The 14092-nt window shown below is 50.5% G+C and carries 12 protein-coding genes and 1 tRNA gene; 8 read left to right on the top strand and 5 right to left on the bottom strand.

Annotated elements, in window-relative coordinates; translation table 11 throughout:
* Nucleotides 1–8: 8 nt before the first annotated feature.
* Nucleotides 9–1178, bottom strand: coding sequence for a thiolase family protein (locus tag JHL22_RS11100; protein WP_200237290.1), 1170 nt, complete (start codon nt 1176–1178; stop codon nt 9–11).
* Between the two features lie 161 nt (nt 1179–1339).
* Here JHL22_RS11100 and JHL22_RS11095 point away from each other — a divergent pair, with 161 nt between their 5' ends.
* Genes JHL22_RS11095 through JHL22_RS11085 form a run of 3 tightly spaced genes read left to right on the top strand, consistent with a single transcriptional unit; the run spans nt 1340 to nt 4988 of the window.
* A complete protein-coding gene (locus JHL22_RS11095; protein ID WP_200237288.1) occupies nt 1340–3181 on the top strand; it encodes an AMP-binding protein in 1842 nt (613 codons plus the stop codon).
* Nucleotides 3182–3204: 23 nt separating this feature from the next.
* Entirely contained in the window at nt 3205–3981 is a 777-nt protein-coding gene (locus JHL22_RS11090; RefSeq protein WP_200237286.1) for a crotonase/enoyl-CoA hydratase family protein, read from the top strand.
* 35 nt (nt 3982–4016) lie between these two features.
* A complete protein-coding gene (locus JHL22_RS11085) occupies nt 4017–4988 on the top strand; it encodes a tripartite tricarboxylate transporter substrate-binding protein (RefSeq protein WP_200237284.1) in 972 nt (323 codons plus the stop codon).
* Nucleotides 4989–5009: 21 nt separating this feature from the next.
* On the opposite strand, the gene JHL22_RS11080 is transcribed toward JHL22_RS11085, so the two are convergent.
* Genes JHL22_RS11080 through JHL22_RS11070 form a run of 3 tightly spaced genes read right to left on the bottom strand, consistent with a single transcriptional unit; the run spans nt 5010 to nt 9028 of the window.
* The gene (locus JHL22_RS11080) at nt 5010–6380 is read right to left on the bottom strand and encodes an amidohydrolase family protein (RefSeq protein ID WP_234041247.1); all 1371 of its coding nucleotides are present in this window, start codon (nt 6378–6380) and stop codon (nt 5010–5012) included.
* A 9-nt stretch (nt 6381–6389) separates the two neighbouring features.
* Nucleotides 6390–7229 (bottom strand): SDR family NAD(P)-dependent oxidoreductase, encoded by an 840-nt coding sequence (locus tag JHL22_RS11075; protein WP_200237282.1) that lies wholly within the window; start codon nt 7227–7229, stop codon nt 6390–6392.
* A gap of 23 nt (nt 7230–7252) precedes the next feature.
* Entirely contained in the window at nt 7253–9028 is a 1776-nt protein-coding gene (locus JHL22_RS11070) for a flavin-containing monooxygenase (RefSeq protein WP_200237280.1), read from the bottom strand.
* Between JHL22_RS11070 and JHL22_RS11065 the strand changes: the two genes are divergently transcribed.
* Complete coding sequence (locus JHL22_RS11065; protein ID WP_200237278.1) at nt 9027–10010, top strand: Bug family tripartite tricarboxylate transporter substrate binding protein; 984 nt, start codon at nt 9027–9029, stop codon at nt 10008–10010. The genes JHL22_RS11070 and JHL22_RS11065 overlap by 2 nt on opposite strands.
* 77 nt (nt 10011–10087) lie before the next feature.
* On the top strand, nt 10088–10978 hold the full coding sequence (locus JHL22_RS11060; protein ID WP_200237276.1) for a LysR family transcriptional regulator: 891 nt from the start codon (nt 10088–10090) through the stop codon (nt 10976–10978).
* A gap of 84 nt (nt 10979–11062) precedes the next feature.
* On the opposite strand, the gene JHL22_RS11055 is transcribed toward JHL22_RS11060, so the two are convergent.
* A tRNA-Arg gene (locus tag JHL22_RS11055) sits at nt 11063–11137 on the bottom strand.
* A gap of 295 nt (nt 11138–11432) precedes the next feature.
* On the opposite strand from JHL22_RS11055, the gene nusG reads away from it, so the two are divergent.
* From nusG to JHL22_RS11040, 3 genes are all read left to right on the top strand, one after another.
* On the top strand, nt 11433–12020 hold the full coding sequence (gene nusG, locus JHL22_RS11050) for a transcription termination/antitermination protein NusG (protein WP_200237274.1): 588 nt from the start codon (nt 11433–11435) through the stop codon (nt 12018–12020).
* Between the two features lie 482 nt (nt 12021–12502).
* A complete protein-coding gene (locus JHL22_RS11045) occupies nt 12503–13618 on the top strand; it encodes a polysaccharide biosynthesis/export family protein (RefSeq protein WP_234041246.1) in 1116 nt (371 codons plus the stop codon).
* 11 nt (nt 13619–13629) lie between these two features.
* The gene (locus JHL22_RS11040) at nt 13630–14073 is read left to right on the top strand and encodes a low molecular weight protein-tyrosine-phosphatase (RefSeq protein WP_200237272.1); all 444 of its coding nucleotides are present in this window, start codon (nt 13630–13632) and stop codon (nt 14071–14073) included.
* Nucleotides 14074–14092 lie beyond the last annotated feature (19 nt).

The raw sequence follows: 14092 nt of genomic DNA, 5'->3' as shown, positions 1-14092 counted from the left end.
TATATCCTTTACTCTGCCTGCAGAATGATTGTTCCGGCGCTGTGGTAACTTGACATCATGGCGCCTGTTGCGTGGGCCAAGACGAATTCACGATTTTTTACTTGCAGCAAGGGATGCGCCTGCCCGCGACACTGACGAACCGCCTCCAGCAACTTCGTCATCCCCCCCTTGTTACCCGGATGGTTGCTGCACAACCCGCCACCATCCGTATTAAAAGCCAGCCGGCCCTGGCCGCTGATAAGATTGCCATCCTGTACGAATTTGCCCCCTTCTCCTTTCCTGCAGAAACCAAGGTCTTCCAGCTGCATAATGACCGTAATGGTGAAGCTGTCATACAGCGAGGCATAATGAATATCATCAACCGAAATACCGGCCTCAGCAAACGCCCGCTCTCCCGACCATTTTCCTGCGGAGTAGCTGATATCCATAAACCCGCCATCCCTGTGCTTAGTGGCTTCACCGGTGCCAATAATCTTGACCTTGGGCTTATTCAAGCGGGCAGCAACTTCTGGACTGACAACAACAACAGCTCCTCCGCCATCTGTCATCACACAACAATCAAGCCGGTGCAAAGGATCCGCCACCATCGGTGACTGAAGCACATCCTCAACCGTGACCACTTCTTGTCGCAATGCGTGTGGGTTGTACTGTGCATGATGCGATGCCGCCACCTTCACCCAAGCCAATTGCTCTGGCGTTGTGCCAAACTCATACATATGACGCCTTGCCACCATGGCGTATCCGTAAACAGGCATGCCAGGCACACCCACCGTAAAGGGCAAATCGGGCATACTGCTGCGATCCACCCCCGATAAAGCAGTCCCTTGTTTTTTCGCCAGCGGGCGATCAGCCATCGTGATAAGCGCAACACTACAATGACCGACGGCAATGGCCTGTGCCGCATGACGTACATGCAAAAGATAAGACGAACCGCCTGTTTCGGTGGTATCCATGTGTTTAAGATTACGCAAACCCAGATATTCCGCCATGGTTAACCCACCCAGGCCTGGCGCATCAGCACCACAAAAGTAGGCATCAACATCATCAAGCGTTAGCCCGGCGTCTTCCAGTGCCCCCAACGCAACATCAGCATGAAGCTGTGCCGTGGTCAGTTCTCCCGCCCTTCTGATCGGGTGCTCGCAAATACCAGCTATATATGCTTTATCTTTTATTTTCATTGTATGGTTACCTTATATATTAAGAGTATACTCATTATAATTACCTATTAAATAATGATATAATTCATTTTATATCAATAAAAAAGGGGTTTTCCCTAGGTTAATAAGTGTATTTATTAATATAAGATTACCTTACTTTAAGTTAAGGATCAAGGATTTTTATGAAGGAAGAGTTCCTCAATATTCCCTTTTTGCCGCGTCGTGTTTCAATCGAAACGCGTCCGGATGGCACGTTAATCGTACGATCAGAGATAGCCTTAAAAGCGCGCGAAAAGAATATTCCATCACTTCTGCACAGAAATGCACAACATCGCCCCACCCACCCATGGTTAGTACAAAGAAGAGGCGACTCACAACAATGGATATCCGTATCCTATGCAGAAGGACAAAAACAGGTCAATGCAGTAACCCAGCACTTACTCAACCTGGATAAGCCAGGTAAAACCGTGATGGTGTTAAGCGGAAACTCTATCGAGCACGGCATCCTCAAAGTAGCAGCCATGCAAGCCAGGATGCCTTATTCAGCGATCACCACTGCTTATTCCCTGTTAAGTCATGATTTTTCAAAACTAAAGGCCATGCACGATCTGCTGGAGCCTGCCGTTATTTTTGTACAAGACGGCAAAATGTTCGAAAACGCGCTACAGGCCATCGGACAAGAGGCTCATGTAATCTGCGTTGACAACCCGATCAAGCACCCATCAATTAAGCCTTGGCATGAAGTCATTCAAACACCCGTCACCCAGGATGTCGCTGCATCCCTGGATAAAATTACCGGTGATACCGTAACCAAATACCAGTTCACTTCCGGCTCAACTGATACTCCCAAAGCGGCTATTGTGACGCAATCCATGCTGTGTACGGCCATGGCCATGACCTCACAAATGATTGAATGGGGCAATGATCGTCCGGAAACGGTATTACTGGACTGGCTACCCTGGAGCCATGTGGCAGGCGGACTGGCTGTCTTCAATGGCGTGCTGGAAGATGGAGGCACCCTGTATATTGATAATGGCAAGCCAACACCGACCGAATTTCATCTAACCCTTAAAAACCTCAAGGAAATTTCCCCTGTCAGATTCAGTGGCATGCCCGTTTCCTATACCATGCTCGCCGAGGCGCTACAGAAAGATGAAGCGCTTGGCAAAAGTTTCTTCCGTAACCTCAAGCGCATGACCTATTCAGGCGCCAAGCTTCCCGAAACTGTCTACGATGCGATACAAAAACAGGCAATCCGGCACACCGGTTTTAAGATCCCTTTTGTATCCGCTTACGGCTCAACCGAAACCTCAGCCGCCGTCACCTATGTGCACTGGCCAACAAACAGAACGGGGCTTATTGGCTTGCCGCATCCGGGTGTAGAAATGAAGCTTGTTCCTGTAAGCAATGAAAATCGCTATGAAATTCGAGTACGAAGTGCTGCCGTAACCCCTGGCTACCTGAAACAACCTGCACTGACAGCTGAAAGCTTTGATGAAGAAGGTTTTTTCAAAATGGGGGACGCTGCCACTTTTGTTGATCCTGCCAACCCGCACGAGGGATTCACCTTTGCAGGCCGGGTTGCTGAAGAGTTTAAGCTTCAATCCGGGGTCTTTGTCAGGGTAAGCGCCCTGCGAGTGGACTGTTTGAACGCCTGCTCCCCCCTATTAAATGACATCGTCATAACGGGCGCTGACCGGGCTTATTTAGGCGCCCTCGTGTGGCTGAACCTTGCTGAGTGCGGCCGGCAATTCAATCTGGACCCTAACGATATAAAAGCCTGCATCCAGAACGAAAAACTGCGTGAATCCTTGAAAAACCGTTTTATTGAGCATAACAAAAACCACCCGGGCTCAAGCATGTCAATCAAACGCATCTGGATACTGGAAACGCCCCCCTCTATTGACAACGGAGAGACGACTGACAAAGGGTACATCAATCAAAGAAAGGTTCTAGAGAACAGAAAACAGGAAGTCGAAAGGCTTTATGAAGGTGATGAGTCACCGAACCTCATTTTAATTTAACTGCGATAGCAAACGAGATTGCCATGAATCAAAAAAAACTCCTTGTGGAAAGAATCGACAACCACATTGTATTAACGCTGAACAGAGCATCAAAAAGAAATGCGCTAGATGATGAGTTAATTAATGATCTTGAGGAATTTTTTTCCCAACCCCCTGAAGGTTGCCAGTGCATTATTATCCAGGGAGATGGAGAGCATTTTTCTTCGGGCCTGGACCTATTCGAGTTAATGGAGAAAAGATCCACTGACCCAATCGTGAGCATGCGCCGATCAAAACAATGGCACCGGGTTTTTGACCTGATCCAATACAGCGAGGTTCCCGTCATTAGCGTCCTTAAAGGAGGCGTTATTGGAGGTGGCTTTGAACTGGCCGCCGCCACGCATATTCGGGTTAGCGAAGCATCTACCTATTTTCAACTCCCGGAAGGCCAGCGCGGCATTTTTGTTGGCGGTGGCGGTTCAGTTCGTATTCCAAGAATTATTGGCGCCGGTCGCGTCATGGAATTAATGCTGACCGGAAGAAAAATTCCGGTTGAGGAATCAGCCAACCTTGGGCTTTCCCACTATGTGGTTGAGAACGGACAAGGCCTGGATCAAGCGTTAGCCCTTGCCGGAATCGTCTCTCAAAATGCCCCCTCTTCCAATTACGCGATTATTCATGGCATTTCACGGATTAGTGAAATGTCGAGCGCCGATGGCCTTTTTGCCGAAACCATGGTGACCTCCATGACCAGAAATGCAGGCAAGAGCGACAAACGCATCAAAGATTTTTTCCAGCAACGTAAAACCCAAAAAAACTAAGTAACACCTCTTATTTAAGGGTGAAAGGAGACAAAATGAAATCCAGTATTTATCTACAGTCAGCCATGGTGTTGGCCAGCGCAACATTTGCCCTGCCAGCTCTTGCACAAGAAAAGCATCCCATTACGATAGTGGTTGGATTTGCCGCCGGCGGAACAACCGATACCGTCGCCAGGATTCTTTCTGAACCGCTAAGCAAGGAGCTAGGGGAAACCGTCATTGTGATGAACCGCTCAGGTGCCGGTGGACGAATTGCCGCAGAGTATGTAAAAAATGCAAAACCAGATGGCAAAACCTATCTGATAGGACCTGATGGCTGGGCAATATTCCCAACCGCCATGCATTCACCTGCCACGCTTCGCTACGACTTGATGAAAGACCTGCGTACCGTGGCTCAGGTTGTATCATACCCGCTGGCACTGGTCGTCAGTAATCAAGTTCCTGCGACCAACCTGAAGGACTATGCCGCATGGTTACAAGAAAACCCGCAAAAAGCACAATTTGGCACCCCTGCCCCAGGTGGCCAGGTTCAGTTTGTTGGCTGGGTTGCCGGAAAGACACTGGGCACAAAAATTGAGCCCGTGACTTATCGAGGCACATCCCCCATGATCGTTGATTTGCTTGGTGAGCAACTACCTGCAGCGATTCTGCCAACTGGCGCTATACTGGATCAATCAAGAGACAAAATCAAAATTCTTGGCGTGATGGCCGAACAACGCTGGGAACTGGCCCCAGATGTGCCCACTTTTATTGAACAGGGTTACAACCTTGAAGTTGGAGAAGCATGGCAGGGATTTTTTGCACCGGCCGACACACCCACAGCAGAAGTAAATAAAATGGAAGCAGCACTGCAAAAAGTATTGGCAAGAAACGATATCAAGGAATCAATCCGATCCAAAGCCATGCTATCACCCAAATTTGTTCCCGCCGATGAGATGGAGAAAATGCTAAACCGTGACATTGAATACTGGGGCAAAGTAATAAAGGACTCTGGTTACCAGCCTTAAGGGTATGAACTACCCCCCACACTAAAACAAAGCCTCGTCCAGCCGGTAAAACCGGCTGGCGGTTCGCCACAAGATATCGGCCTGTTCATCGGTGCTGGCTTTTTCAACAATACGCTTAATGGCATTCAGCCCTACCGTATATTGATAAGAACCTTTATCCACCGGAAAGTTGCTGCCAAACATGCAACGGTTGGCGCCAAACAGTTCAATACAGGTTTCCACCCAGGGACGCCAGGCTTGTGCCAATTCTTCAGATGAGGGTGGATGTGGCCGGTTTTCAAATCCGAAACCACCCAGCCGCATGCCAAGACCACTTAATTTAATTGAAACATTAGGGCAGCCGGCCAGCTCTTCCAGGCCCAAGCGCCATTGCGTATACACTTGTTGCACGCGTTCCGCGTACGCTACAATCCTGACAATGCCACCACAATGATTAACAACCATCGGGGTTTGTGGAAAAGCGCGGGCCAGCCTTGTCAGGCCGGGAATCTGATGAAAAAACAGCCAGGCATCAAAACTCAAACCTAACGGCTCAAGATGCGCAAACCCTGCCCGGAATGCGGTTGAATCAAGCACATCAGGTGCCACCGCATACGCCGGATTAACCAACAATGAATTGGGGTCCCAGGCAATGGGCTGGCGAATTCCCCTGAACCTGCCGCTGCCAATATCAGACCCACCTGCCGCCGAAATATGCCGTTCCAGAATAGGACGGACCGCATCACCCAGACATAAATCAGCCTGGCCAACAATCCCGGCACACACCCGTGTCTGACCAAAAAAACCGCTGGCGCTCATGGCTGCCACACCATTGGCGAACTCGGTTTCACCAATCGGTTGAAGAGAAGGATGTACCTGCTGTGGCAACATGGAACGCGCCTGTACAAACATGTTCAAGGTAAACGAAACCAGAGTGTAGTACCCCGCAATACCCACCAGTTCAGCCACACCCCGTTCATCAAAGCATTGAATGGCCTGGGCGTAAAGGGCATCAGGCACGCTGCCTGTTTGCAACATACTTAGCACCACCTGGTAAACAACGCGTTGCCGCTCATCGCTAAACAGCGGTTCGCTTCGCCTGGCAATCGCATCAACAATGTCAACATCCAAACCCGCTTCCAGCCCAAGAGCCTTATGGGCTTGCCACTCCACATGAGAGGTCCAGTGACGCGCGCACACAATAATGGCCAGTTCAACCAACCGGGGTTCCAGCGTTGTCTCAAAACGTAAAAGCTCACCCACCTTTTGCAAGCGGCGGGCCAGTTCCGGGTTCCGTAGCCAGCCAATCATGGGCGTGGGTATCTTGCCCCGTCGCCCTTGAATCACCTCTGCACAGGCAGCTGCCTGTTCGGGTGTCCGGTTTTCGGGGGCCAACATCTGAATGCGTGCCATTATCTGCTCCTAATTATTTTCAATCGCGCCGGGGCGACCAGCAGTCACCCCACCATCCACCACCAATTGGGTGGCGGTAATATAAGCCGCTTCATCGCTGGCTAAAAAAACAACCGCGTTGGCAACATCCCAGGCATTGCCCATCCGCCCTATTGGCACCAGCGCATTGCGTTTGGCCACCAACTCTTCAGCACTGCCAACCCCCAGCTGTTTGGTTAATCGATGCGACACCAGCGGCGTATCCATCATGCCCACCACAACCGTATTCACTCGTACCCCGCGACGCACGTACGCAATCGCCGTGGCGCGGCTAAAGGATTCCAGCCCGGCTTTGGATGCCGCATAACCCACATGCACACGCCCCCCTACCTGATAACTCATGCTGGCAATGCTGGAAATATTCACAATTGCACCGCCTTTACCATCGGCCTGAAACTGCCGCTCCATATGCGGCAGCACATGCTTGCAACCTAAAAATGCGGTTTTCAGATTACGGTCAATCTGCTTGTCCCAATCTTCTTCGGAAAGGCTCACCGGGTCACCCGGCGCACTGCCCCCCACATTATTCACCAAGATATCAATCCGGCCAAAGTGGCGAATACAGTCATCAACCGCCTCCCTCACCTCTTCGCTCGCGGTCATATCCGTGCGGCGGCCAAGCCAGTTTTCCAGTCCCTCGGCGTTCATCATGGCCGATGTGCCCGCCAATGCCTCTTCAGAACTGTCTGTTCCAAAAACCCGGGCACCCTGCCGGGCCAACAACACCGCGGTTGCCCGGCCATTTCCCCAACCATCCGCCACCGAACCGGCCCCGGCAACAAAGGCTACTTTCCCCGTCAAATCCAGCATCTTAGCTCCTTGTTATTCATTCATTATTCATTAATCAGGCCAATTTCACGGCCTTTAATTTGCAGGGCAACGTAATGCGTGTACATCCGCGCCTGAGACAAGCCACTACCCAAAAACCAAAGCCCTTTCTGAGCCGTCGGCTTGTACATATTGGCCACTTCGCCAGTGCTATCAATGCCCCAGATTTGCCCCACTTTGTCGGCCACTTCATTCCCCAACAATTCCCGTACCACCTCCTGCTGGGTTTGATACCCGGTGGCTGCAACAATCAAATCGGCCTGTTCAATACGGCCATCTTTCATTAATGCTCCATCGGCCACAAATTTCTCTATATCCTGGAAATGCACAAGACCAATTTTTCCATCAACAATAAGATCCGAACACCCGCAATTGAAATAATAGCCGGCATGTGTACGCCGAACTTTCATCAAGTATCCAGTGTTGTCCTGGGCGGAATCCAGCTTGAAGCCGCGAGCGCGCAAACCCTCATGCAATTCCCTGTCTATCTCGTGCTGTAGCTTGGTTACCGCCTGCGCATTACGCACCGCCAGCGGATACGTCACGCTTTGGGCTAACAGATCGGCATCCTTAATGGGCAAATCTTCTTTATAGTACGAGGTATAAGCCATCCCGACCGCATCCAGGCTGGCAATAGCCGTTGCACCGCGTTGTATCATTTTTACATTCGCCCCATGCCCAAACAAATCCTGGGCAATATCGTGGCCACTGGTTCCGGTTCCCAAAACCAGCACGTTTTTACCTGCCCACGCCTGGCCAGACTTGTAATCGTGCGTGTGCAGCACGGTGCCGGTAAAGTCAGCCAACCCGGGCAAGTTTGGTATTTTTGGCGCGCCAACAATACCATTGGCAAAAACAATATGTTTAGGCTTCATCTTTCTGGTGGTGCCGTCTTTTCGCTTCACCACGGCATGCCAATGCCCGGCGGCCTCGTCGTAACTGGCCTGTTCAAGCCCACTGCTCATCCAAACATTACATTCCAGCGCCCAGGCATAATGCTCCAGCCAATTAGCCACCATATCTTTGGAAATATACTTGGGCCAGGTTTCCGGAAACGGCATATACGCCATCTGGTTCAGCGACACTTGATTATGCAGCGCCAAAGAGTGGTAACGTTTGCGCCAGCTGTCCCCAACCCTTTCGTGCCTGTCAACACATAAAGCCTCTACCCCCAAAGCCCGCAGCCTGGCCGCCATGGTCAGCCCGCTTTGGCCCGCCCCCACAATCAGCACCACCGGGTCACGGTCTTCAAAACGCAGCTCCTGTTCCCGACGATCGGCCCAGTTGGGCCCGCCAAACTCACGCATAGACTCGGACCCATCCGGGCGATTGGCACCAATCTTTTCTTCGTGACCAATCAATTCTTGCAACGAAGTCATGAAAACCCAGACTTTACCCTGTTCAGGCAGTAGCCGTATCACCCCTTTACCCCGGCTGAAAGCGGTTTCAAAAGAGATAATCGCCTCTATCACTTCAACGCCAATCCGCTTGACCCTGCGCGGGGCAATACTATCTTTTGCAATGGAGAACATGCGTGCCTGTACGCGTGGCTGGTTCTCTAACAGTTGCGCCACAATCTGGCCCTGTCCTTCGCAAGGGGAAATATTCCATGTGAAAGCAAACATATCGCGCCAATGGCATTCAGCTGAAAACAGCGCGGCAATGCCATCAGCATCCTCTTTTTTCAATGCGCGCTCAAAGGCAGAAAGCCAGTTATTAACCTGCTCGTCGTCGCTAATTTGTTCTTCTGCCAGAACGAGCGACCAGGAGACAACTAACATGAAACATCACCCTCAAAAATTTACGCGCCGGCGCATTCTTGCCATGCTGGCCTGCATCCCCGCCCTTCCCTCCCTTGCCTATGCACAATTTGAACGCTCCACCCGGTTCATTGTGGCTTCTTCTGCCGGTTCCAGTATTGACGCCGTCGCGCGCCTTACACAACCCGCTATTTCCAAACAACTGAACTCGCCCCTTGTGGTTGAAAACATTGCCGGTGCCGGCAGTATTATTGCCATGCAAACCCTGGCCCGCTCGGCCCCCGATGGCTCGGTTCTGGCCTTTCAAACCAACAACATGGTTACCGCCCCGCTGCTTATGCGAAGCCCGCCGTACAATGCGGTTGAAGACTTCACCCCCATTGCCATGGTGGGCTCCATCCCTTTGGTGCTGGTGGTTAATAGCAAACGAATCGATGCCACCAATGCCGAAGAATTTATTGAATTGCTTAAACAAAAAGGCGGCCAGTTGAACTTTGGCTCTAGCGGCCCTGGCACAACCTTGCATTTGGCGGTTGAAATGATCGCCCAGGAAATTGGCGTTAAATTAAATCACATCCCATACAAAGGCGTGGGCCCCATGGTGACCGACTTAGTGGCGGGCCAAATAGACTTTGCCGTGTCTGCATTACCACCGGTTCATGGCCACATCAAAAGCAATGCGCTACGCAGTATTGGCCTGCTAACCGAACAGCGCATTGTGGCTGCGCCAGAAATCCCGACCTTTGCCGAACAGGGCTTTCCCAACTTCATTATGGATGTCTGGATGGCCGTGCTGGGCCCAAGCAAAATGCCGGCAGAAACCGTTAAAAAAGTTCACGATGCCGTACTGGCCAGCTTCAATGACCCAAGCGTTAGAAACACCATAGAAAAACAGGGCAATATTGTAAAAGTAAGTACGCCCGAAGAAGCCCTGGAAAAAATCCGCAGTGACGTGCAACGCTACACCGACATGGCAAAAAAAATTAACCTGGTCGCCCATTAAATACACACGCCAATACCTGCCCACCAATAAAGCTTGCCTCCGGCGTATAATTTTCTGAAAGGAGACAAACAAAAGAAATGGATGAATTAGCCGCATACAAGGTATTTGTTCGGGTAGCAAAAAACGGAAGCTTTTCAAAAGTGGGACGGTTGCTGGGGCAGTCTACCAGTACCGTGGCCAGAACCGTTACCCGGCTGGAAGAAGAACTGGGTGTCCGGCTGCTTAACCGCACGACCCGGCAAGTCGTGCTAACCGAAGCCGGGCAACGGTTTTACAACGACGCCATCAACATTCTCCAATCGGTAGACGAAGCAAAGCTGGGCGTCAAGTCGCAACAACAGGAAATGCGGGGCGCCATTCGTGTTCACACGGCCAGATCAGTGGGTTCCAACCTTATTTTACCTGCCCTGCCGCGCTTTTTAAACAAGCACCCCAGCCTCACGGTAGACCTCTCGCTCACCGAAGAACGGGCAGACCTGTTGGCTGAAAAAGTGGATGTCGCCATATGGCGTGGAAAACTGGATGACTCCGGACTAATTGCACGCCCGCTGGCCTCTCCGCGCCGTGTTATTTGCGGCAGCCCAAAATACTTTAAAAAGAAAGGCATCCCCACTCAACCCCAAGACTTGGTACGCCACAACTGCCTGGTTTATTCTGCCTTGCACTACCCCAATGAATGGACTTTTCTGCGTGGGCAAGAAGAAACCAGCGTTAAAATCTCGGGTAACTTAAGAGTAGACACAGGCACTGCATTATTTTCAAGTACCCTGAACGGATTAGGCATCGCTGTCTTGCCTGAATGGCTTGTGCATGAAGCATGCAAACGGCAGGAACTACAAATAATTTTAAGCGACTATGAAGTACAACTTTCTGACCACGACACATCGCTTTCACTGGTGTACCCACACCGTGCACCGGCACCCAAGGTGACAAGTTTTATTGACTTTGTACTTCAGCTTTTTTATTAAAATAGATCAGCAAAATTCTGGTTCCCATGCAAGTAATGCAACGCATGGGAACGAATAGAATCGTCTTTATAATTATTAGCAAGATGGCGTCCCCACCAGGAATCGAACCTGGATCTGATTCTTAGGAGGAACCCGTTCTATCCATTGAACTACAGGGACACGCAATCAGCCCGCTAATATAGCATTAGAATAAATTTCAAACAAGCAACAAGCGTTTTATCACTGTTAATTTATCCCCGGTCAACCACGCTCCTGCCCACCGGCCCTCTTCTCGTTCCCATTCACACGCCCCTGCCTACCCACCCACGCAAAACACAACCGCTTCCCAACACAACCGGCTCTCACGCAGGAGCATGGGAACCAGACCCCACAATACGTTACAAAACAATTCAGATTATCGCTTCATCTTCCAGATATTGCTACACTACCCATAAGCAAACAAAAACAGCAATTTATGAGACAAGCCAATCAACCTGCCCCGGAAAACCCCAGTACCACCCCAGCGCAAGAAACCTGCGAGCCTGCCGCTTTCCCGTGGTATGTTGCCTACACCAAACCCCGGCAAGAAGAATACGCCTTAAGTAACCTTTTACAGCAAGACTTCAACGCCTACCTGCCGCGCTACAAAAAACTTAAAAAACCGGCCAAAAATGCCCTTAACCAGGAAATCCTGGTAATACACGAACCCATGTTTCCGCGCTACATCTTCTTGCAGCAAACCCGCAAAGAACAGGCCATTAACAAAGCCCAACACACACGCGGCATAGTTACGCTGGTGCGCTTTGGCATAGAACTGGCCACCATGCCATGCTCACTCATCGCCGCCATACAGGAATTTGAACAGTACCGTAACCAGGCCAGTTTTGACGACATCAGCCCCTTAAAACCCGGCACCAAAGTTAAACTTAACCACAACACCCCCCTGCAGGGGCTGGAAGGCCTGGTGCAAACCGCGTCAAGTAAACGGGTTATCGTGTTGCTGGAAATACTGGGCCGCCCTAAAACCATTAAGCTTGAACTGAATCAGCTTGACATTATTTAAAGCCATCAAAAACAGTAAAAAACCAATCATAAGAACCTGTTTTAATTGCATATTTCAATAATATTTCAAGTAACAACATTTACAAAACGCTGTCTAAAAAGCACAAAAAAACCTAAAAAAGCCAATAATTAAAACAAATCAATACATTTACGCGCAAAATCAGGTTGAAAAAACAACAACTTCAGAAAATAAAACCTGAAACATATCATTTCTTTACATTTTCACCTAAACTAAACCCCGTCTTATACAAGACTTGGGGTAAGCCCTTTATTGCCCCGCAGCATCACAACCAGAATTTAAGCCAATGTTTTCATGAAAACACATGAAAACATTGCGGTAGCCTGCCTGAATACTTTGCAATTGTGCAAACAGGCCCATAAAACGTCTATAATTTCGCTTCATAACCAATTTGGCCCCCCAGTACAATAAAAGCAAAATGCCAACATTGCCCAAGACAACCTATTAACAAATAATTTGAACCCATGCGTATAAAAACAACTTTACTGTTAGCTGTCACCTCTGTTGCCCTTTCTGCCTGCGCCATGGCACCCGGCATGTACATGGGTGGTCCCGGCTCTGTCCAAAATGAACTGGACAATAACGAACAGCTAAAAGACGGTGAAGCCCCCGCCGGTGCCTTAATAACCATAGATGCAGCCCTTATTAAACAACAAACCCTGAACCAGCCCGTCATTACCAACGTTAACCACCTGTTTGGCAACCCCACCGCCTACACCGTAGGCCCGGGTGACGTCCTGAACATTATTGTGTGGGATCACCCTGAACTGTCCCTGTCAGGTGCTACAGGCGCTGCCAGCACGGAAGGCAGCAACGTGGGTAATGGCTACAACGTAAGCTCAGATGGCCGCATCCAGTTCCCGTTTGCCGGTGCCGTTAAAGTATCGGGCCTGACCGAACTGCAAATTCGCGAAAAACTAACCAAAACCCTGGCCACCTACATTACAGACCCACAGCTAACCGTACGCGTACAGTCTTACCGCAACAGCCGCGTTTACCTGGACGGTGAAGTAAGAACCCCCGGCCTGCAAAACCTGAACGACATCCCCATGACCCTGCCCGAAGCCCTTAACCGTGCAGGCGGACTTACCCAAAATGCAGACCGTTCTTCCATTGTGTTAACCCGCAATGGCAAAGAAACGGTCATCAACCTGGCCAAAATGACAGCCCAGGGTATTAACCCCAACCGCATCATGCTTAAAAACGGTGACATGCTGCGCGTCAACAACCGCGACCGCGCCAAAGTGTTCATGATAGGCGAAGTCTTAAAACCACAAGCCTTGGTCATGAACGACGGCCAGCTTACCCTGGCCCAGGCCCTGGGTGAAGCGGGCGGTACCTCTATTGCCAGTAACCCCGGCCAGGTGTACGTGATTCGCAAAGGCAAGCAGGAACAGGCTGAAATTTTCCACCTGAACGCAAATTCTCCTACTGCCCTTATCCTTGCCAGTGGCTTCCAGCTAAAACCACAAGACATGGTGTATGTTGACCCCGCCCGCGTAGTTCGCTGGAACCGTGTCATCAGCAACATTCTGCCTAGTTACGGTGCCGTTGTATCTACTGTAAACGCCACCGACTAAACATAGCAGTAATGAACAACATTCTTACCGTTTGTATTGGCAACATCTGCCGCAGCCCGGTAGCGGAAGCCCTGCTGAAGGCCGCCCTGCCCGAAAAAAACATCTGGTCGGCCGGCCTGGCCGCCCTAAGCGGGCACGAGGCAGACAAAACCGCCCAGGAAATTGCCCTGGAACACGGGCTGGACATTTCCGCCCACAGGGCCCAGCAAATCAGCAGCTATATGTGCACCCAGGCAGATTTAATTCTGGTGATGGAAACCGCCCACAAACAAGAGCTGGAACAAAAATACCCCTTCACCCGTGGCAAAGTACACTGCCTGGGCCACACCGGCCCCAGCCAAAAAACCGAAATTGCCGACCCCTACCGAAAAGACCGTGCTGCGTTTGAGACATCGCACCAGCTAATTGCACAAGGCGTTAGCCACTGGGCAAGCCTTATCAAACGAATCAGTTAAGCACGCTTTCCCAACCGGC

Origin of the sequence: Advenella mandrilli (genome assembly GCF_016595155.1) — a bacterium.
Taxonomy (GTDB): Bacteria; Pseudomonadota; Gammaproteobacteria; order Burkholderiales; family Burkholderiaceae_B; genus Advenella; species Advenella mandrilli.
This window is presented reverse-complemented; position numbering and strand designations above follow the sequence as displayed.

What these genes read in the sequence shown, in the direction of transcription:
- JHL22_RS11100 (WP_200237290.1), bottom strand. Translation starts at nt 1,178, where the DNA reads ATGAAAATAAAAGATAAAGCATATATAGCTGGTATTTGCGAGCACCCG.
- JHL22_RS11090 (WP_200237286.1), top strand. Translation starts at nt 3,205, where the DNA reads ATGAATCAAAAAAAACTCCTTGTGGAAAGAATCGACAACCACATTGTA.
- JHL22_RS11040 (WP_200237272.1), top strand. Translation starts at nt 13,630, where the DNA reads ATGAACAACATTCTTACCGTTTGTATTGGCAACATCTGCCGCAGCCCG.
- JHL22_RS11065 (WP_200237278.1), top strand. Translation starts at nt 9,027, where the DNA reads ATGAAACATCACCCTCAAAAATTTACGCGCCGGCGCATTCTTGCCATG.
- JHL22_RS11060 (WP_200237276.1), top strand. Translation starts at nt 10,088, where the DNA reads ATGGATGAATTAGCCGCATACAAGGTATTTGTTCGGGTAGCAAAAAAC.
- JHL22_RS11095 (WP_200237288.1), top strand. Translation starts at nt 1,340, where the DNA reads ATGAAGGAAGAGTTCCTCAATATTCCCTTTTTGCCGCGTCGTGTTTCA.
- JHL22_RS11075 (WP_200237282.1), bottom strand. Translation starts at nt 7,229, where the DNA reads ATGCTGGATTTGACGGGGAAAGTAGCCTTTGTTGCCGGGGCCGGTTCG.
- JHL22_RS11070 (WP_200237280.1), bottom strand. Translation starts at nt 9,028, where the DNA reads ATGTTAGTTGTCTCCTGGTCGCTCGTTCTGGCAGAAGAACAAATTAGC.
- nusG (WP_200237274.1), top strand. Translation starts at nt 11,433, where the DNA reads ATGAGACAAGCCAATCAACCTGCCCCGGAAAACCCCAGTACCACCCCA.
- JHL22_RS11080 (WP_234041247.1), bottom strand. Translation starts at nt 6,380, where the DNA reads ATGGCACGCATTCAGATGTTGGCCCCCGAAAACCGGACACCCGAACAG.
- JHL22_RS11085 (WP_200237284.1), top strand. Translation starts at nt 4,017, where the DNA reads ATGAAATCCAGTATTTATCTACAGTCAGCCATGGTGTTGGCCAGCGCA.
- JHL22_RS11045 (WP_234041246.1), top strand. Translation starts at nt 12,503, where the DNA reads ATGCGTATAAAAACAACTTTACTGTTAGCTGTCACCTCTGTTGCCCTT.